Here is a 19,283-nt window from a genome sequence, read left to right as displayed (position 1 = left end):
CGTGGCGTGGCCGCGTTTCCGTTGTGTTTGAGTTCAGAGCCGTCGCGGGCGCACGCGCTCGGCCAGCGCCGTGGTGGCGCCGCGGAACGCATCGACCAGCCGCAGCAGCCCCTGGTAGCCCATCTCGATCACTTCCTTGAGACCGCGCAGCGGCACGTCCACCGGTTGCTCGTCGACCCAGTGGATCCAGGCGTCGGCGCGGCCGAAGGTGCACTGGACCAGTTGCTGCTCGGTGCGCGCGTCCATGCCGTCGAAGCGCACGCCCATCTGCCGCTCGACATTGCGCGTCACCACCGCCGGGAAATGGTAGCTGCGGGTGCCGCGCGACAGGCACACGCCGACGTGCGTGCCGGGCTCGACCCTGGCCTCCACCGGCAGCGCCAGGCCCAGCCCGCCCAGCGAGTAATTCTCGGTCTTGCAGGCGAGCGTGCGGCCGTCGGGCAGCAGCAGCGTCGCCGGCACGCGCATCGGGATGCGGTGCGACACGCGCACCTGGCGCGCCTCGCGCGCCACGCCGATGGCCGCGCCCAGCATCACCAGGTTGGCCAGCGCCCAGCCCAGGTTCATGATGATCGCCGAGGGCTCGAAGGCCGGATCGAACAGGATGCGCCCCAGCCCCAGCAGCAGCGCGATCACGTTCAGCGCCAGCAATACCAGGTAAGGCTTGGAAATGGTCCAGTCCAGGTATTCCTCGCGGATTTGTCCGCCCTTGGCCGTGACGTTGAACTTGCCCAGCTTCGGGTTGATGAACGCCATCGTGGTCGGCAGCACGATGTACCACGCCAGCACCGATTCATAGACCTCGGCCCAGAACGAATGCCGGTAGCGTCCCTGCAGGCGCGAGTTGGTGACGTTGGCGACGAACAGGTAGGGCAGCACGTAGGCCATGATCAGTACCGCCGAGGTATGGATCACATGCAGCCCGAAATACAGGTACGCGATCGGCATGGTCAGGAAGATCAGCCGCGGCACGCCGTAGAAGAAGTGCAGCATCGCGTTGGTGTAGCACAGGCGCTGGAACAGGTGCAGGCCCTTGCCGAACATCGGATTGTCGATGCGGAAGATCTGCGCCATGCCGCGCGCCCAGCGGATGCGCTGGCCGATATGGCCCGCCAGGTTCTCGGTGGCGAGCCCGGCGGCCTGCACGATGCGGATATAGGCGCTGTTGTAGCCGCGGCGATGCAGTTTGAGCGCGGTGTGGGCGTCCTCGGTCACGGTCTCCACCGCGATGCCGCCGACTTCTTCCAGCGGCGCGCGCTTGATCACCGCGCACGAACCGCAGAAGAAGGTGGCATTCCAGAAGTCGTTGCCGTCCTGGATCAGGCCGTAGAACAGGCTGCCTTCATTGGGCACGCGGCGGAAGGTGTCGAAGTTGCGCTCGAACGGGTCCGGCGAGAAGAAATGGTGCGGCGTCTGCACCATCGCGCATTTGGGGTCGGCGAGGAACTCGCCCATCGTCATCTGCAGGAAGGAGCGCACCGGCATGTGGTCGCAGTCGAAAATCGCGACGTACTCGCCCTGCGTGTGCCGCAGCGCCGAATTGATATTGCCCGCCTTGGCATGCGCGTGCTCGGTGCGTGCCAGGTAGCCCACGCCGGCGTCGCGCGCGAAGTCGCGCACTTCGTCGCGGGCACCGTCGTCGAGGATATAGATGCGCAGCTTGTCCTGCGGCCAGTCCAGTCCCAGTGCGGCGTAGACGGTCGGCTGCAGCACCCGCAACGGCTCGTTGTAGGTGGGGATCAGCACGTCGACGGTAGGCCAGCTCGCGGTATCGGGAGGCAGCGGCGCCGGCTGGCGGTTGAGCGGCCAGATGGTTTGAACGTAGCCCAGGAACAGCACGATCCAGGTATAGACCTCGGCCGCGAACAGCAGGTAGCCGAAGACAGCCTCCGGCACGCTCTCGAACTGCAGCGTGGTCGTGATGCGCCACCAGATATAGCGGCCGGCCATCATTACCGACAGCGCGGCCATGGCCAGCGTGGCGGCGCGCCCCGGGATGCGGCGCAGCACCAGCAGCCCCAGGATGATCAGCACGGCCAGCAGGAGCTGGTCGCGCAGCGGCAGCGGCGTGGTGCACAGCAGGATGCCCGCGGCGGCGGCCAGCGACAGCAGCGCCGGCATTAGCCACGGCACGCCGGACAAGGTGGGCGACAGCGACTCGAGGCGCAGTCCCACGCGCTTCCAGTCGATGCCCGGCAGCCGCGCCAGCAGTCGCCGGCGCAGCCGCTTGGCGCGGAAGTAGACCGGCTCGAGCCAGCTGCGGAACCAGCGGCGCAGCGCGCTCGGCTCGGGCGGCGCCTGCGGCTTGCGGCGATGGTGCACGTCGGCGGCGAGCGGCACCAGTGCGCGCGGGGGCCGCAGCAGCGCCCGGCTCAGCCAGATGCCGGGGCCGTGCCGGTGGCGCGGGATGTCCAGGCGCTGGCGCAGGCGCCGCCGCATCCAGCTGGCGGTGAGCAGCGCCAGGTCGGGGCGCCCGCGCGGCGGGGTGCGGAAGAACACCCGCAGCAGCCACAGGCTGACCGGGGCTTCGGCGGCCACGCCCAGCTCGCGCGCCAGCGCGCGGCGCAGCGCCTGGAACCAGTCGGCCGCGCGCTGGCGCAGCGGCAGGGGCAGCAGCGCGCGCATCATGTCCGGTCGGCCTCGGCGGCCATCTGGCGGGCGCCCATGTCGCGCACGCTGGCGGGTCCGGCGTTGCCGCGCACGGCCAGCAGGCTCCAGCCCGATACCCACGAGGCCAACCCCTGCAGGTCATGCGCCGCCTGCGAGTACGGCGTGCTGCGGCAGAAGCTCTCGCCGCGGGCAAAGGCTTCGGGCACGGCGGCGTCCTCGTGCACTTCATACGGCAGCAGCTCGCCGTCCAGCGTGGCGCGCAGCAGCACCGAGATATCGGTATGGAGCTGGCGCGCCGGCTGCAGCCGCGTGACCGCGCAGGCCACGGCGGCGCCGCTCTCGCGCAGCGCCGCGCGCAGCGGCGGCAGCGTGGCGCAGGTCTGCGGCTGCGGCGGCACCAGCACCAGCACGAGATCGGCCGCGGCAATGGCCTGGCGCGCATGCGGCGACGGCCACGGCGCGCTGTCGACCAGCGCCAAAGCATTGCTCGGCAGGTCGACCTGGGCCAGCAGGCCGCGCAGCCAGTGCGGATCGCGCTCCATCCGCTCGGCCATGCGGCCTTGCTCGGCCGCGCTGCCGGGATCGCCCCACGGCACGAACAGCACGCCGTCGTCGCTGCGCTGTCCCGCTTCATTCCACCTGGCGCTGTTGCACAACCCTGCGCCGGCCGGCGCGCGCAGGCCGAAGTGGAAGCCAAGCACCCCGCGCGGGTCGCATTCGACGGCCAGCGCCGGATGGCCGTGCCAGGCCAGCAGCGTGGCGAGTTCGGCGGTGACGGTGGTGCGGCCCGCGCCGCCGACGGTCGAGACGATGGCCACGGTCTTCATTCGCGCTCTCCGCTCGCCTCGCGCCAGCGCCGGCCGCGGATCACCACCGGCTGCAGCTGGGGCGGCAGCCGCACCGCGCGGCGCGCGCGCGGCAGGCGCCAGCGCGGCAGCAGGCGCAGCAGCCGGAAGTGCCAGACGACCCAGGCCACCGGCACGGCCAGGATCAGCCCCCAGATGAAATAGCCGAGAAACAAGTCCATGGTGTTTCCTGTCGATCTTGCCTAGCGTTGCGGCTTCAGCGGGATGGCAAACGCCTGTGGCTGCGCGCGCCGGCCACGGCGCGCGCGCGAGGTCGCGGGCAGCGGGATCGGCGCGTCCTGTGGCGGCAGTTCCGCCGGCGCCGCCACCGGCGACGGACCGGGCTGGCTGGCCAGCCAGCCGCTGTAGTCCTGCACCGGGCGCTGCGCGAGATCGGATTCGAGCCGTTTAAGCGAGCCCAGGATCGATTCGGGATCGCCGCAGCGCAGCTCCCCGCCGAACAGCTCGGACATCGGCCGCACAAACACATGGCGGCACGCGGTCTCGACGTTCTCCATGCGGCAGGCGAAGAAGAAGGCGTAGACCGCGTTGCTGCCGGCGGTGCACAGGTCGCCGGCATCCTGCATCTGGCACGCGCGCAGCGCGTCGACATGCGCCACCTCGGGCAGCAGCGGCAGCTCCAGCAGCACGTGCGGCAGCCGGATCACGCTGCTGCGTTCGAGCGTGGTGCGCACCAGCGAGACAAAGTCGGCGGGCGGCACGTAGCCCGTGGCGGCGGTGGCCACCACCGCGGACAGCGCGTTCTTGTAGTCCGGCAGGATCGGGCGCGAGAACACCTGGCCCTGGATCGCCTCGATCATGGTCTGCACGCGCGCGAACGGCGTGTTGCGGTGGATCACCAGGCTGGCGCCCAGCGTCAACATCAGCAGCTCGTAGCGCTGGCGCAGGATCTCGTGGTCCTCGCGCACCACGATCTTGAGCGCCTTGCCGCCGTCATGGCGCAGCTGGTGCACCTGGCCGGCCAGGGTCTCGAGCTCGGCGATCTGGCCGTAGTGCAACACCACGGTGGCCGCGACCGCTCCGGCGGCGGCGGCCACCGCGGCGGCGTTGTCGTCGACCACCTGCCAGTGCGCGGGGATCCAGCGTTCGCGCAGCACGGCTGCGCGGCTGACGATGATGCGGTCCTCGTCGGGGGCCAGCAGCGTCGGCGCCTCGCCGGGCGCGATGGCTTCGTCGGCGCCGCTGCCAGCCACCAGGCCGCGGTCTACCGGCGAGAAGCGCAGCGGCACCATCTCGGGCGGCAGGATCGCGTCCTTGTGGCGCCAGAAGCCGACTTCCCAGACAAAGTGCCCGTGCTGCTGCGCCAGCCGCGCGACGCCGGCGAAATGCCGGTGGAACCCCGCCAGCGACGCCAGCTGCAGCGCTTCCGTGCCGCCGGGCGGCGCCATCACCAGCAGCACGCCACAGCTGTTGCTTCTGCACCATCGTGCCAGCAGCTCGCCGTCATCGGCCAGCGCGACCGGGTCGTCCCAGCGGAAATACGCCTGCGCGCCTTCCACCAGGAACTGGCTGCCCTGTGCGCCGCACTGGTCCACCATGGCCTGCAGCGCTTCGGTCAGCACGGCGATGCCGGAGCGGCCGGGCACGCCACGCAGCGTGCAGACGTTGGCGCGCGGATGCAGCGTGCGCGAGCGTTCGATGTCGAGGCCGTGCGCGCGCAGCATGTCGGCGATCCCGGCCGGTTCGCGCGGGGACAGCACCGTGGTGCGTGCGCGCAGCAGCCGTGCCGCGCTCTGCCAGAACAGCGCGTCGCAGGCGGGCGTGGCGTCGGCATAGACCACGTGCACGGCGGTGGGCTCGAGCGCCGCCAGCGCCGGCGGCAGCGCATCGATGGCCAGCGCCGGGCGCGCCTGCAGCCAGGCGCGCGGCTTGTTGCGCGTGCGCGGCGGCGGCGGGGCGGTGGGGCGGCTGGCGTCGTTCATCGTGTCGGGATGGCTCAGTAAGTCGAATACGGCCGCACCGGGGTGGGCGGGTAGGGCACGGGGCCCTGTTGCTTGTCGAAGATATAGCGCACGTAGGCCTGCGCGCGGTTTGGCGCGTAGTCGCGCGAGCGGTCGATCTCGAACACCGCGCCGGCGACCCAGTGCGGGGCAAGACGGTACTCGATCGCCGCGCCGATGGTATAGCTGAAGCCGCCGCCGGAGCCGCCGCCATAGGTGGCATTGCCGGAGAGTTCCTGCAGCCGGGAATCCGTCGGGTAGTACGGCATCGACTTCTCATACGTGCTCGACAGCCCCACCGAGCCGCGCACGCGCCACGACAGCTTGTCGCGGCGCCCGGTCCAGTCCAGCGGGATGCCGAACGACAGGTAGCGCTGCGGGCTGTAGTAGCCGCCGTGTCCGAAGCTGTAGTAGCGCTCGTTCTCGCTGTAGCGCCAGTAGTTCAGCACCAGGCCGCTGGTGAGGCGCTGGTCGCGCCGCACGAAGACGGGCACGTCGAAGCCGGTGCGCACGGTGAACTCGCGGTTGGTCAGGACATTGTGACCAGTGTAGATGCCGTATCCCAGATCGGCGAACAGGCCAAAGCGCCCCACGTCGCGCGCATAGCGCACATGCACGCCGTTGCGCACCACGCCGCCCCAGGTGGCCGCGGGCGAGACCACGCCGGTGGTCGGGTCGACATGGGCGGGATCGGTGGCGCCGGCGTACGACACCAGGCTGCTGGTGACGGCGCGGCGCGAGACGTCGATGGTGGTCGATGCCGGCCCCATCTCGCCGCGCCAGCGCAGCCCGCCGACGATGTTCTGCCGCAGGAAGCCCAGCGGCGTGGTGCCGATGTCGGCACGCCAGCTGTTGTAGGCGCCGTTGAACTCGTAGCCGGCCGCCAGCGCCACGCCGCGGTCGTTCTGGCCGATCGGGCCGAGGCCGGTGTTGCCGAGCGCGCGGATGCGCCCGAAGTCGCGCGAGGCGGACAGGTTGTCGGCGGGCAGCGTGCCGGCATCGAGCAGCACCGTGTCGGCATGGAAGAATGTGTGGCCGGTGTAGCCGTGCGGAATGCGCACGTACAGCGGGATCTCGGTTGCCAGCAGGCGCGAGATGCCGGGATCGCCGGTCTTGTGCGAGAACAGCACCGCCGAGGCCACCTGGCCTTCGCGCCGGGCTTCGAGCGAGGCCAGCGCGCGGCCGGCCGCGGTGCCTTCGGCGCCCTCGGGGCCCGGGCTGACGCCCTCGCGCTGCTCCAGCACGCGCGCCTCGCGGTACAGCGCCGCGGCCTGGTCGAAATCGCCGCGCGACTGCGCGATGCGCCCGGCCTGCACCGCGATGTCGGCGTGCCCGGGATAGCGCTGGCGCAGCGGGCCGACCACCGCCACCGCCTCGTCCTCGCGCCGCATCGCCGTGAAGCGGCGCGCGATCGACAGGCGCGTGTCGATGTCGTCCCCCGGGGTATCGGCGAGCACCGCGCGCACGATCTCCAGCGCCTGGTTCTCGTCGCCCTGGCGCTCCAGCATGTTGGCCACCATCAGGCGCGCGCCGGCGTCCGTCGGGTTGGCCGCCAGCACCTGGCGCGCGGCGTCGGCGGCGCCGGCATAGTCGCCGCGGGCCTCGCGCAGGTCGGCCAGCGCCAGCAGCCAGCGGCGCTCGCGCTGCTGCGCTGCGGGCACGGCCATCAGCGTGCGCTGCGCCCCGGCGAAATCGCCCTCGGCAATCAGGCGGTCGCTCTCGCGCACCGCCAGCCGCAGCGACTGGTCGTCGAGATCGGCGCGCTGCGCGGCGTTCAGGCCGGGACGCGCGCGCACGTCGGCGATCCACGCGCGCAGCGCATCGTCGTGCCCGGCCGCGGCCAGCAGTTCGCCATAGCGGATGCGCACGTCGATGGCGGGGTCGTCCGGATGCGCGTCGAGCCAGTCCGTGACCAGCTTCAGGCCGGTGTCCGGCTGGCCCAGCGCGATCCATTCGCGCCCGACCGAGGCCAGCATCTGCGGATCGTCGGGCACCTCGGCTGCGGCCGCGCGCAGCCGGGCCATGGCTTCGTCTTCGCGGCCCTGCGCGGACAGCTGGCGCGCTTCGCGCAGGAGGCGCTGCGCGGCCAGGTTGCCGGACAGGCGGCGCATGCCGTCGGAGCGCTCGGCGTCCGGCACGCCAGCCAGCAGCGCACTGGCGGCGTCGATGTCGTCGACCGAATTCAGGTAGAGCGCCGCGGCATAGCGCATCTCGGCGTTGCCGGCGGCGGCCACGCCTTCGTCCATCACGCGCCGGGCCAGCACGGGCAGGCCCAGGTCGCGGTAGGCGCGTGCCAGCGTGAAGCGCGTCCAGGGATCCTGCGGCGCCAGCCGGATCGATTCTTCCAGCCGTGCCAGCGCCGGGCTCTGCTTGCGCTGCGCCAGCAGCTGTTCGCCCTGCAGCGCGAGCAGTTCGGCGCGCAGGCTGCGCAGCTCTTCGGCCGAGTCCTTGAGGCGGCTTGCGGTGCTGGCGATCAGTGGCCCGGTCTCGTCGCCACGCCCGCTTTCATTGAGCAGCCTGACCAGCGTGCGCAGGCTGCCGATATCCGGCTCGGGGCCGGCAAGGTTGGCGCGCAGCAGGCGTTCGGCCTCGGCCGGCCGGTCCTGCGCGATCAGCGCGTCGGCGAGGATGGCGCGGGCATTGGCGTTGTCCGGCTGCTGCTGCAGCGCCTGGCGCGCCAGCGCTTCGGCCTGCGCCGGCTTGCCCTGGGCGTTGGCCTCGCGCGCGCGCGCCAGCGTGCCCCAGAACGTGGCGGTGCCCTGCAGGCTGCGCCATTTGCCGCGGTTGCCGGGATCGAGCTCGGCGGCGCGCGTGAACAGTTCGCGCGCTTCGTCGTGGCGTCCCTGGCGCAGGCGCACCAGCCCCAGGTTGCCAAGCGTCTCGCCTTCGTTGCGGCGCTTGCGGTTGGCGCTCTCCAGCGCGGTTTCGGCCTCGCGCACATTGCCGCGCGCCAGCTGCTTCTCGCCCTCGCGCCGCGCCTGGTAGGCCGGGCTGGCCTGCTCGCGCTGGCGCGCGGTGCCGTGCTTGCCCAGCTCGGCCAGCGTCTGGCGCGCGGCGTCGTCGTCCGGCACTTCCTGCAGGTAGGCCTCGTACCACTTGTAGTACGCGGGATCGTCGCTGACGTTGTAGAGCGTGCGCCGCCACATCTCCAGCGCGCCCTTGCGGTCGCCGTCGGGCCGCCGGGCAATGCGCTGCAGGATGCCGAGCCCTTCCTGGCGCGTCGCCTCGCGGTCGGTCAGCAGGCTGGCCAGTGCCATCTGCAGGCGCAGGTCGTCAGGGTTCTGGCGCACGCGCGTGCGCAGCTCGGCAATGGTGGCGGTGCGCCCGGCGGGCGTGCCGGCCAGGATGCGGTAGTAATCGATCGCCAGCTCGCCGCGCGGGGCGCCGTGCGGGAACAGCCTGTGCAGCCGGGCGATCGCTTCGTCGGACTTGCCGGCGCGCGCCAGCAGCCGGATGCGCGCCATCTCGGCCTTGTCGCGCGTGGCGATGCGCCAGGCGTCTTCCAGTTCGAGCGTGGCGGGATGGCCGGGGTTGGCCTGGCGCAGCCGGCGCAGGATCTTCTCGGCTTCGAGCGGGCGGTTGGAGCGCAGCTCGATCAGGCCCATCAGCATCAGCGCGTCGGGCTGGTTGGGATCGATCAGCAGCGCCTTGTCGAGGATGCCGCGGGCCACGTCGGTGCGGTTCTTGGCTTCCCACATGCGTGCCGCGGACAGCAGTTGCGCCAGCTCGGGCGAGGGCTTTGCAGCCGGTTGGGCCAGCGCCGGCGCGGCCGCCATCGGTGCCACCGTGGCGGCGCCGAACAGTGCCGGCAGCAGGATCGGATTCAGCGCGCGGGGCATCCGGTCTTCCATGCGGGCAGCAGCGCGCCGTCTTGGGCAAAACGGTACTGGCCGTCGAGATAGCCGAGCCCGAACAGCGTCAGCACCTGGGTGTAGTAGCCGGCCTGGCCGCCGGGCTCGCGCTGCGCCAGCTCGCGCGTGCGGCGCGCCTGCGCGGCGGCCTGGTCGGCGCGGCCGAGCGCGGCCAGGTAAGGCGCCACCGCGGCGCTGAAGCCGCCGTTGCCCGCGTTGGGGCCGGGCTGGCCGGTCTGGGTATCGATGCGCTCGGGCGGGTAGCCCCTGGCCGCGACATAGTCGGCCAGCGGCGTGAAGGTGCGCAGCAGCGCGGCGCGCTGGGGCTCGTCGGCCGGCAGCGTGCCGGCCCACAGGTAGACGCGGATCGCGTTGTAGGCGCTTTCGGCGCGGGTGGCCGCGTCGGGCAGGAAGCCGCGGCCGGCTTCGTATTCGACCCAGTCGGGCGAAAAGCCGCGCGGCGCGGTGTCCAGCATCAGCCGCGCCGACGTGCCGACCATCTGCTGCCACGCCGGCTCTTCCGGCAGCGCGGCGGCGAGCCGGCGCATCACCTGCAGCGGCACGTAGCTGGGGTTCAGGCGCCAGCGCTTGTCGCCCAGCCTGAAGCCCTGCGGACCCGGCAGCACAGTGCGGCCCAGGCCGGGCAGCAGCGCGGTTTCCTCGCGCAGGATGCGGCGCGCCAGCAAGGTGCCGAGCGCGGTGAAGCGGCGCTCCTGCCACAGCCGGCCCGCTTCCAGCAGCGCGTAGGCGATCCACAGGTCAGCGTCGGATGCCGGGTTGCTGTCGATCACGCCCCAGCCGCTGCCCGGGTTGTCCACATGGCCGGCGCTGGCTGCCTGCGCGGGCGTGAGCTTGCCCCAGATCCACGCGGGCAGGCGCGAGGCCAGGTCGCCCTGGGCCAGGTTGTTCTCGGTCCAGGCCAGCAATTTCTCGAAGCTGGCGCGGTCATTGGCCACCAGCGCGAAGAACAGGCCATAGGCCTGGCCTTCGGACACGGTGGCCTGCTGGTCCGAGCTGCGGTCGATCACGCGCCCGTCGGCGCTCATGAGGTGCTGGCGGAAGGCATCCCAGTCGGCCCACTTGCAGGCCGGTGCGGGCGCGGCATTGGCCGCAATGGGGGCCAGCGCGGCACAGGCCAGCGCGCCGGCCGCCAGCCATCGGCCCAGCCCTGTCAGCGTGCGCCGCATGTCAGCTCCCGCCGCGCCGCGCCGCCAGCCTGCCCAATGTCCAGAACAGCGACAGCGCCACCACCAGTCCGGCCAGCAACCCGCCGATCGCCATCAGGCTCGGGAAGGCCGACACCCGCACCCAGATGCGCGCATACCACGGCAGGTCGCCGACGTAGTAGCGCTCGCCCAGGCGCAGGCCATCGACCTGGTCCTGCCGGATCACGGTCAGGTCGCCGCGCATCTGCGCCACCTTGCCGGGGTTCTCGAGGGCGTCCAGCACGTCGGCCACGCGGCGGTCCTCGGTGGCGGTCAGCGCGACCACGGTATTGCCGTCGGCCAGCGGCGATTCGAAGCCGACCAGCGCCGCCACCGGGCCATCGGCTGACAGGATGGCGCGCCCCACCGGCGTGACCGGGTCTTCGCGCATGCCGGCGAGCCAGTTCGACCGGATGCTGGTGCGCTGGTCGCGCAGCGAGATCTCGGTCTTGCCGCGCGCGATCAGCAGCGGCAGCGACTTGCCCCATTTTTCCAGCGTGGCGGCGCCGCTGCCGGTGCCGATCAGCAGCAGGTTATGGTCGCGCACGGTATCGATCTTTGCCGTCGGCACCACCGTCACGCGCAGCGACGGCAGGCCGGTCCACTTGCCCATGTGGCCCAGCAGCGACAGCAGCGCTTCCTGGTCCGTCGCGGTTGGCGCGTCGGGCACGACCACGGCGGTGTCGGCGAGATCGGCCAGCCGGGTGAAGGGATAGCCGCTGTTGGCGAAGTACGCCAGGTTGGGCAGGCCGGTGTAGTGGGAAAATTGGCTGAAGTCGATGGTCGAGTCGGGATCGATCGCCGCACGGGCCACGTCGGTCGCGGTGGAGCTGCACAGCGCCGTCTTCTGCGAATCGATATGGAACTGGAACTGCATCTGGTTGTTGCTGCCGACGCGGAACGCCGGGATGCCGACCCGCTGCGCCGCCGACGCGGTGGTGCCCGACAGCAGCGGCACGCTGACCACGTTGTGGTCGTCGGTGCTGGCCAGCGGGCGCAGCCGGTATGAGCGCACCAGCTGGTCGTTGATGTCGATGCTCAGTACCGAGTCGTTGTAGGTGGGCGGCGCGGTGTAGCGGTAGCGCAGGTTCAGCGGCACGTTGCTGCGGGTCCAGTCGTACAGGTCCGCCGGCACGCGCAGGTTGACGCGGATCGGGTTCGGGTTGCCGCCGGCGACCTGCAGGTCCCGCGGGTCCGCCACCAGTTCGCGTAACAGCACCGGGCGGTCGGTCGGCGCCCACGCCGGCGCGTCATAAGGCCGGCGCGGCTTGCCTATGTCGACCGACTCCACCCGCGCGCTGTTGCCGGCCATGGCCACCTTGCCCAGCACCAGGGCATTGACCGCGGTCTGCAGCTCCTGCGCATTGCGGCCGGCCACCACCAGCAGCTTGCGGTCCGGGCTGGCCGGGTTGGGCATGAGACTCACGGTGGGGCCGGCGATCGCCGGCAGGTTATGGCCCGCCGGAATGGTCTGCGGCGTGACGAAGGCAATGGCATCGCTGCCGGCCGGCGCGGTCCGCGCCACGGGGAAGCGCGCCTCGCGCCAGGCGGCCAGCGCGCCCAGCCACGATGCCGCCACGCCGGCGGCGCGCAGCGTCGCGCTGTCGGCGCCGGCCGGCAGCACGAACGGCACGGTCACGCGGCGGTTGTCGCGGCGGTCGAAGAACGGTGCCGGCAGCAGCGCCAGGTTATCCGGCAGCGACACGCGCGAGGTATTGAGCGTCAGCGTGGTGGCCGGGCTGATGTCGGCCCACAGGCTCGAGTGCAGCGGGTCCTCGCAATGATCCAGCGTGTAGTGCGCGATCAGCTGCACCCGCAGGTGGTTGAAGTCGGTGAAGAAGCGCGGGTCGATATCGAGCTCGCGCGTGACCAGTCGCCCGGCTTCCTTCTCTTCCAGCGGCAAAGTCGCGATGACCTCGTCGTTCAGCGTCAGCTTGATATGCGACAGCGGGAACACCAGCGCCGGCGAATAGGTAAACGCCAGCTTGAGCCTGGCCGCCGTGACCACTTCATCGAGCCGCACGCCGATATCGAGCTGGCGCGCGTGGTCCACGCCGCGCAGCGCGATCGGGCCGTAGGCGCCCATCTGGCGCAGGGTGAGGACGTGGGTGGCGGAGTTGGCCGGCGCGGTTGCGGCAGGCGTGAGGAGCGTGGCTGACGGCCTTGCGGCAGGCACGGACGCGGCGCCCGCGGCCGGAGCTTGCGCGCCCGCCGGCCACGACAGGCATGACAGGGCGAGCAGGCCGGCGGCGGCGTGTAGCGGGGGCCGGTGGAAGCGGGGCGGGACGGAGCGGGTCATGGGCAGGATGGCAGTTCCTTTGCATGCTTCCAGGGCGGACGGCCCACGCGGCGCGGGAACTTTGATACCCGCCGCGATGGCACGGCGCAATGTTGCGGCAACTGGTACGGCTTCTGGCTGATAACGGTCGCGCAAGTGTAGCTGCAAATGCACCCCGGGGCTCCACTTTGCGACAGCGCTCTAAAAAAGATTCAACGGCGAATAAAAAAGGCGGAAAAGCCACCCTCTTGCCAAAGGGGACATTTCCGCGCGGTTTGGTAGGAGAAGCACCGGCGCGGAAGCACGGCAAGTCGCCCGCGCTTCACTCCGTCCACTCCGGCGTGCCACTTACCCGCAGGAGTCGTCTGCCAGGCAAACGCCGTGCAGCACCATCTCTCCCATCAGGTCCAGGGCTGGCTGGTCGGCGATCGCCTCGCGCATGGCATCCAGCGCGGCGTCGTGCGGATCGGCGGGGTTGCCGGCCGCAAGCGGCGTGTCATGCCAGCGGCGCGGCACGGCGGCGGGATCGATGCCGACACCGGCGCCCTCGGCCAGCGCGTCAAGCACCGCCTGCTCGGCCGCCGCGATGGCATCGGCGCCCAGGCGCGCCGCGTGCTGCGGGCCGAAGCTGTCGAAGGCTTGCGCCGGCGGCCCGTCCAGCAGCTTCCACAGTGCCAGTTCGGTCAACGGGGTGCAATTGACGGTTTGCCCGGCCAGCACCAGGCCGTGGAGCCGCTGCCGGTTGGCCTCGCCCTGTGCCTGCCCGCCGTCGCAACGCACCATCACCGCGCCGTCCGGCACGCTGTGCAGGCGGAAGGCGCCGCTGGCGTCGGCGGTGGCCTGGCGCACCTGGCCTTGCGTGTCGCGCAGCTGGACCGATGCGCCTGCCAGGGCCGCGCCGACCGCGGCGGTGCCGCCGATGTCGCGCGATTCGTCATCCCCGCATGCCGCCAGGGCCGCCACCGCGCCTGCGAGCACGAGGTGGCGCCAGTTTCCAGGTTGCTTGCCCATGATGTCTTCCTCAGTGTCGTCCTCAGGGCGCCAGCGCGGCCAGGTCGCGGTGCGAGCGGTTGAACAGGCCGCGCGCAAGCGGTGTCGGGCGGAAATCCACGTCGAGCGGCGAGATGGTGATGAACTTGGCCAGGAACGCCGGGGTCTCGGCGGTGCGGGCGAGCGCCTTCAACTCGGCATCCGCTGCGCCGGCTTCGATCGACACCGTGTTGTCGGCATTGCGCTTGTATGCGGTGGTGAACGAATCCACCGTGCCCGGCACGGTCAGGCGCACGCCGGCCGGGGCCTGGCCGCCCGCGGTGATCGGGTAGTTGATGCTGAGCGGATTGGCCACGGGCAGCAACGGCTGCCCCGCGCGCCGCGTGGCCTCCAGGCTGGCGATCACGCGGGCCAGGAAGGCCCCGGCCTTGGGAAAGGCTGCCAGCGTTGCCGGAAACCCGCTGCGCGCCTCGGCAAAGTCGACGCCGACGCTCAACGCGATGGCCGGCACGCCGCGCCGCGCGGCGAACAGCACGTTCATCACCGTCCCCGAATGCGGGATCGAGTCCGACAGGTTCTCGCCGAAGTTGGCGCCGGAGACGACGAGGTCGGGCGTGAAACCGCTTTCCGGGCCGACGATCTTCAGGCCCATGGCGGTGGCATCGACCGGCGAGCCGCTGCCGATGTAGTCGGCATTGGTGGCGTTGAGCGCGCCGCCGGCCACGTAGGTGGGCTTGACCCGGTGCACGCAGTACGTGTCGGCGCCGCCGGCCAGCGGTTCCACCACCAGCCGCGTGCGTCCGTCGGGCACGGCATAGGCGGCACCGGAGCCGCTCTGGTTGCTGGCCGGGCCAACCGTGATGACGCGGTGCCCGGCATCCTGCAAGGCCTTGCGCACCGCGGTGATACCGGGCGCGGCGCAGCCGTCGTCATTGGTCAGCAGCACATTGAGCGCCTGGGCGGGGGTGGCCACAGCGGCCAGGGCCGCGGCAGCGAGACTCAGCCGCAAAGCGGCGGGAAGTCGAAGCATGGAACCAGTTCCTCGTTCTGATGGTGTGGAAAGCGCTGCATGGCCGCGGCGCCGGGTAGAAGTAATGAAGCGAACCGATGAAGCGGCGCCCTACGCCGCGAGCAATCCCCGCGCGCGCGCCAGCGTGATCGCCGTGTCCTCGATCATGTCTTCCTGGCCGCCCACCAGGCGCTGCCGGCCCAGCTCGACCAGGATCTCGCGCGCGGGGATGCGGTACTTGGCCTCGGCGCGCTTGGCGAACAGCAGGAACGACGAATACACGCCGGCATAGCCCAGCGTCAGCGCGTCGCGGTCGATGCGGATGGGCTGGTCCATGATCGGCACGACCAGGTCTTCGGCCACGTCGGCGATGCGGAACACATCGACGCCGGTCTCGATGCCCATGCGCTCGCACACCGCCACCAGCACCTCCATCGGCGTGTTGCCCGCGCCGGCGCCCAGTCCCGCGGCGGCGGCGTCGATGCGGGTGGCGCCGGCGGCAATCGCGGCGAGCGAGTTGGCCACGCCCATGGCGAGGTTGTGGTGGCCGTGGAAGCCCAGTTCGGTTTCGGGACGCAGCGCCTGCCGGACCGCGGTCAGCTTTTCGGTGACGTCGTGCGGCAGCATGTGGCCGGCCGAGTCGGTGATGTACAGGCAGTTGGCGCCATAGCTTTCCATCAGCAGCGCCTGCTGCACCAGCACCTCTACGGGCGCCATGTGCGCCATCATCAGGAAGCCCACGGTATCCATGCCGAGCCGGCGCGCCATGCCGATATGCTGCTCGGACACGTCGGCCTCGGTGCAATGGGTGGCGACGCGGATGGTCTGCACGCCGATGTCGTGCGCCATGCGCAGGTGGTCGACGGTGCCGATGCCGGGCAGCAGCAGCGCGGACACGTGCGCGTTCTTCAGTTCGCCCAGCACCGCGCGCAAATACTCTTCATCGCTGTGCGCCGGAAAGCCGTAGTTGACCGAGGCGCCGCCCAGGCCATCGCCGTGGGTCACTTCGATCAGCGGCACGCCGGCGGCGTCCAGGCCGCGGGCGATGCCCTTCATCTGTTCCAGCGAGATCTGGTGGCGCTTCGGATGCATGCCGTCGCGCAGGGTCATGTCGTGCAGGGTGATGCGTTGGACCATGGCGTGGCTCCTCAGGCAGTGGTGGTGGCGCTGGACAGCATCGCGGCGGCGATGCACTCCGCGGTGCGGGCGGCGGAGGCGGTCATGATGTCTAGGTTGCCGGCGTACTTCGGCAGGTAGTCGCCCAGGCCCTCGACCTCCAGGAAGATCGAGACGCGCTTGCCGTCGAACACCGGGCCGTTCTTCAGCGTGTAGCCGGGCACGTACTTGCGCACCTCGGCGATCATGTCGTGCACCGACGCGGTAATCGCCGCGACGTCGGGCGCCTCGTCGGTCAGGCAGTGGATGGTGTCGCGCATGATCAGCGGCGGCTCGGCCGGGTTGATCACGATGATGGCCTTGCCCTGGCGCGCGCCGCCCACGGCTTCGATCGCGCCTGCCGTAGTGCGCGTGAATTCGTCGATATTGCGGCGCGTGCCGGGCCCGACCGAGCGCGACGACACCGTCGCCACGATCTCGCCATAGGCCACCGGCTGCACGCGCGACACCGCAAACACCATCGGAATGGTGGCCTGGCCGCCGCAGGTGACCATGTTCACGTTCATCTCGTTGCTGCCGATATGGGCCTCGAGGTTGACGGGCGGCACGCAGAACGGCCCGATCGCCGCCGGCGTCAGGTCGATCACGCGCACGCCGCGCGCGGTCAGCCTGGCCGAGTGCCCGGCGTGGACGTAGGCCGACGTGGCATCGAAGGCGATGCGGATATCGTCGGCCTCCAGGTGCGGCAGCAGGCCGTCGATGCCGTCGCTGGTAGTCTTCAGGCCGAGCTCGCGCGCGCGTGCCAGGCCCTCGGATGACGGCTCCACGCCGACCATCCAGACCGGTTCCAGGATGTCGCTGCGGCGCAGCTTGTAGAGCAGGTCGGTGCCGATATTGCCGGGCCCGATCAGGGCGCATCGGATCTTGTTCATGGTGTCTCGCGTGGCAAGTGGAAGGAATCAGGAAGTCAGCAAGGAAGTCAGCAAAACGCGGCGCTGCAGCCGCCGATGCCGGTGATGTGCATGGACAGCCGGTCGCCGGCCTGGACCGGGATCAGCGCCGCGAGCGAGCCCGACAGGATGGCCTCGCCGGCCAGCAGCGGGATGCCGAAGCTGCCCAGCGTGTTGGCCAGCCAGGCCACCGCATCGGCGGGATGGCCGAGCGCGGCGCTGCCCAGGCCCGTTGCTACGCATTCGCCGTTTTTCTCCAGCGTCATCGCGCAGGCGGCCAGGTCGAGTCCGTGCGGGCTGACGCGCTCGTCGCCGAGTACGTAGACGCCGCAGGATGCGTTGTCGGCGACGGTGTCCTCGATGCGGATGCGCCAGTCGCGGATGCGCGAGTCAACGATCTCGAAGCACGCCGCCACCGACTCGGTCGCGGCGAGCACGTCCTCGCGCGTCACGCCCGGCCCGCGCAGGTCGCGCCGCAGGAAAAAGGCGATTTCGCCCTCGGCGCGGGGCTGGATCAGCGTATCGGTCGGAATGGGCTGGCCCGCCGCGTAGTGCATGCTCTGCAGCAGGATGCCGAAGTCCGGCTGGTGCACGTCCAGCATCTGCTGCACGGGCTTGCTGGTCACGCCGATCTTCTTGCCGGCGACGCGGTCGCCCGCGGCGAGGCGGTGGGCAATGAAGCCTTGCTGGATGCGATAGGCGTCGTTCACATCCAGCGCCAGGCCGCGGCCGCTCAGTGGCGGCACCGGCGAGCGCGTGACGAGCGCGTGGTGGAGTTCTTGGCTGAGCGTGGCGATCTGGTCCGGGTGCATGGGGAGGAACGGGTTGCGCTGCCGCGGACCTGCCGCGGCAGCCAGGGACGAAGCAGGCGTCAGAACGAATACTTGGCGTTGAACGCCACGTAGTCGCGGTCAGCCAGCGGACGGTTGGTAATGCTCGGCCCGCCGATGAACGCCGCGTAGGTCAGGTTGAGCTCCAGGTTGTTCAGGTACTTGAAGGTCAGCCCCACGCTGGCGCGCCGGTCGCCATAGCCCATCAGCGTGCCGAAGGCGCCGGCCACCGCCGAGCGGCCGCTGAACTGGTGCGCGTAGGTGAGCGGCACGGTCAGGTCCCAGCCATCGAACACGTTGTTGTAGGTCAGCGACCAGCCGAGCTGGAACGCCGCCGAGTTGCGCGTGTTGGTCAGCTGGCTGAAGCCCATCACCGGATCGACGCTCAGCACATGCAGGTAGGCGACTTCACCGAGCAGCGACTGCGAGTTGGCGAGGAAGGTCGGCCCCACCGAGTAGATCGCGGACAGCTGTCCCTGCAGTGCCTTGCCGCGCGAGGCGGTGGGCGAGCCGGCCACGTCTACCAGCATCGGGATGCCGTCCTTGTAGCTGACTTCGCCGGCGATGTTGGCGCCGAGCACCTGGGTGGAGAAGCTGGCGCCGGTCAGGTTGATGCCGCCGAAGAACTTCTCCTGGTATTGCAGCGAGGTCACGACGCTCGGGTTCTTGTCGTGGTAGCGCAGCTGGTAGAGCCCGAGCTCGGTGCCCTCGAACACGCGCCAGCGCGCGCCCACGCCCCACTGTCCCCAGTCGGACGGACGCACGTCCGGCCCGCGCGGGATGCGGAAGCCGGGCCCGATGATGAACTCCGCACCCGGGCCGACCACGTCGCTGGTGCTGAAATAGCTGCCCGGCGCCGACAGCTGGTTCGGCTTGAAGGTGAACTGGTAATAGCCCATCAGGCTGAACGACGGCGTGACCTGCAGCTGCAGCGAGGCCTGCGGCACCGGCAGCAGGATGTCCTTGACCTCTGCGCCAGGCACGAACGCCTTGGTGGCGTCCGCTGGCCCCTGCGCGCCGGCGATATTGGCGAAGAACAGGCTCTCGCCCCATGCCACCACCTGGTTGCCCAGCTTGAAGCTCAGCTGGGTGCCGCCGACCGGCGTGGCGCCGTAGACATAGGCATCGAGCAGCTGGGCGCGATGCTCGTGGTAGTCCTGCGCCGATTCCGTGAACTGGTTGAACGGGCCGCTGTGGTTGACCGTGAACGGCGCGTTGTTCGAGTTGGTGCCGCGGTAGGCCCAGTCGTAGAACACGCTGCCGCGCACCAGCGCGCCGAAGGCGCCGTGGCGCAGATGTGCCTCGCCCAGCAGCGACACGCGGTTGGCGATCATGTCGCCGGGCTTGAAGTTGCGGTCGCCGTCGTCGCCGTTGATATTCGCCGGGCTCAGCAGCGTGTCGCTGCGGTGGCCGGTGCGCACGGCGGCGCCGTAGGATGCGGTGACGCTGTAGTCGAGCGTGGTGCCGCGGCCGAATTCGATGGTGTCGCCGGCATGCGCGGCAGGCGCGAGCAGCGTGGCCAGCGTAGCCAGTGCCGCGGCGGCGATCGGCCGCAGCCGGCTGCGGCGCTTCACTGGGCCGCGTGGTGGTTGTTGCATGGTGGTCTCCCCTTGGTTTCGGTGGTGGTTCATGGCCTGG

Annotated in this window: 13 protein-coding genes; all 13 read right to left on the bottom strand. The window is 70.8% G+C overall.

The features are described from left to right. Nucleotides 1–33: 33 nt before the first annotated feature. The 13 genes from bcsA to AC5WJ1_RS20165 all read right to left on the bottom strand — a co-directional run bounded on the left by bcsA (nucleotide 34) and on the right by AC5WJ1_RS20165 (nucleotide 19,243). The gene (gene bcsA, locus AC5WJ1_RS20225) at nucleotides 34–2,628 is read right to left on the bottom strand and encodes a UDP-forming cellulose synthase catalytic subunit (RefSeq protein WP_494476928.1); all 2,595 of its coding nucleotides are present in this window, start codon (nucleotides 2,626–2,628) and stop codon (nucleotides 34–36) included. Beyond that, on the bottom strand, nucleotides 2,625–3,437 hold the full coding sequence (gene bcsQ / locus AC5WJ1_RS20220; RefSeq protein ID WP_135703573.1) for a cellulose biosynthesis protein BcsQ: 813 nt from the start codon (nucleotides 3,435–3,437) through the stop codon (nucleotides 2,625–2,627). Before bcsQ ends, bcsA begins: the two co-directional genes overlap by 4 nt. Continuing rightward, entirely contained in the window at nucleotides 3,434–3,637 is a 204-nt protein-coding gene (locus AC5WJ1_RS20215) for a hypothetical protein (RefSeq protein ID WP_029047114.1), read from the bottom strand. Before AC5WJ1_RS20215 ends, bcsQ begins: the two co-directional genes overlap by 4 nt. 21 nt (nucleotides 3,638–3,658) lie before the next feature. Beyond that, nucleotides 3,659–5,398 carry a cellulose biosynthesis protein BcsE gene (gene bcsE / locus AC5WJ1_RS20210; protein WP_135703574.1) on the bottom strand — a complete coding sequence of 580 codons (1,740 nt, stop codon included), beginning with the start codon at nucleotides 5,396–5,398 and terminating at the stop codon, nucleotides 3,659–3,661. Nucleotides 5,399–5,412: 14 nt separating this feature from the next. Next, nucleotides 5,413–9,255: a cellulose synthase subunit BcsC-related outer membrane protein gene (locus tag AC5WJ1_RS20205; RefSeq protein ID WP_494476927.1), complete on the bottom strand. Its 3,843-nt coding sequence runs from the start codon at nucleotides 9,253–9,255 to the stop codon at nucleotides 5,413–5,415. Then, the gene (gene bcsZ, locus AC5WJ1_RS20200; RefSeq protein ID WP_494476926.1) at nucleotides 9,240–10,454 is read right to left on the bottom strand and encodes a cellulose synthase complex periplasmic endoglucanase BcsZ; all 1,215 of its coding nucleotides are present in this window, start codon (nucleotides 10,452–10,454) and stop codon (nucleotides 9,240–9,242) included. Before bcsZ ends, AC5WJ1_RS20205 begins: the two co-directional genes overlap by 16 nt. A gap of 1 nt (nucleotide 10,455) precedes the next feature. After that, entirely contained in the window at nucleotides 10,456–12,771 is a 2,316-nt protein-coding gene (gene bcsB, locus AC5WJ1_RS20195) for a cellulose biosynthesis cyclic di-GMP-binding regulatory protein BcsB (RefSeq protein WP_494476925.1), read from the bottom strand. 327 nt (nucleotides 12,772–13,098) lie between these two features. Further along, complete coding sequence (locus tag AC5WJ1_RS20190) at nucleotides 13,099–13,761, bottom strand: peptidase associated/transthyretin-like domain-containing protein (RefSeq protein WP_494476924.1); 663 nt, start codon at nucleotides 13,759–13,761, stop codon at nucleotides 13,099–13,101. A gap of 22 nt (nucleotides 13,762–13,783) precedes the next feature. After that, a complete protein-coding gene (surE, locus tag AC5WJ1_RS20185; RefSeq protein WP_133094804.1) occupies nucleotides 13,784–14,770 on the bottom strand; it encodes a 5'/3'-nucleotidase SurE in 987 nt (328 codons plus the stop codon). Nucleotides 14,771–14,860: 90 nt separating this feature from the next. Then, nucleotides 14,861–15,886, bottom strand: coding sequence for a 4-hydroxy-2-oxovalerate aldolase (gene dmpG / locus AC5WJ1_RS20180; RefSeq protein ID WP_133094805.1), 1,026 nt, complete (start codon nucleotides 15,884–15,886; stop codon nucleotides 14,861–14,863). An 11-nt stretch (nucleotides 15,887–15,897) separates the two neighbouring features. Then, nucleotides 15,898–16,797 carry an acetaldehyde dehydrogenase (acetylating) gene (locus AC5WJ1_RS20175; RefSeq protein WP_135703580.1) on the bottom strand — a complete coding sequence of 300 codons (900 nt, stop codon included), beginning with the start codon at nucleotides 16,795–16,797 and terminating at the stop codon, nucleotides 15,898–15,900. 47 nt (nucleotides 16,798–16,844) lie between these two features. Continuing rightward, nucleotides 16,845–17,627 (bottom strand): 2-oxopent-4-enoate hydratase, encoded by a 783-nt coding sequence (gene dmpE, locus AC5WJ1_RS20170; protein ID WP_135703581.1) that lies wholly within the window; start codon nucleotides 17,625–17,627, stop codon nucleotides 16,845–16,847. Nucleotides 17,628–17,686: 59 nt separating this feature from the next. Next, nucleotides 17,687–19,243 (bottom strand): DUF1302 domain-containing protein, encoded by a 1,557-nt coding sequence (locus tag AC5WJ1_RS20165; RefSeq protein WP_494476923.1) that lies wholly within the window; start codon nucleotides 19,241–19,243, stop codon nucleotides 17,687–17,689. Nucleotides 19,244–19,283 lie beyond the last annotated feature (40 nt).

Source organism: Cupriavidus sp. MEYA8, from assembly GCF_059278825.1.
This window is presented reverse-complemented; position numbering and strand designations above follow the sequence as displayed.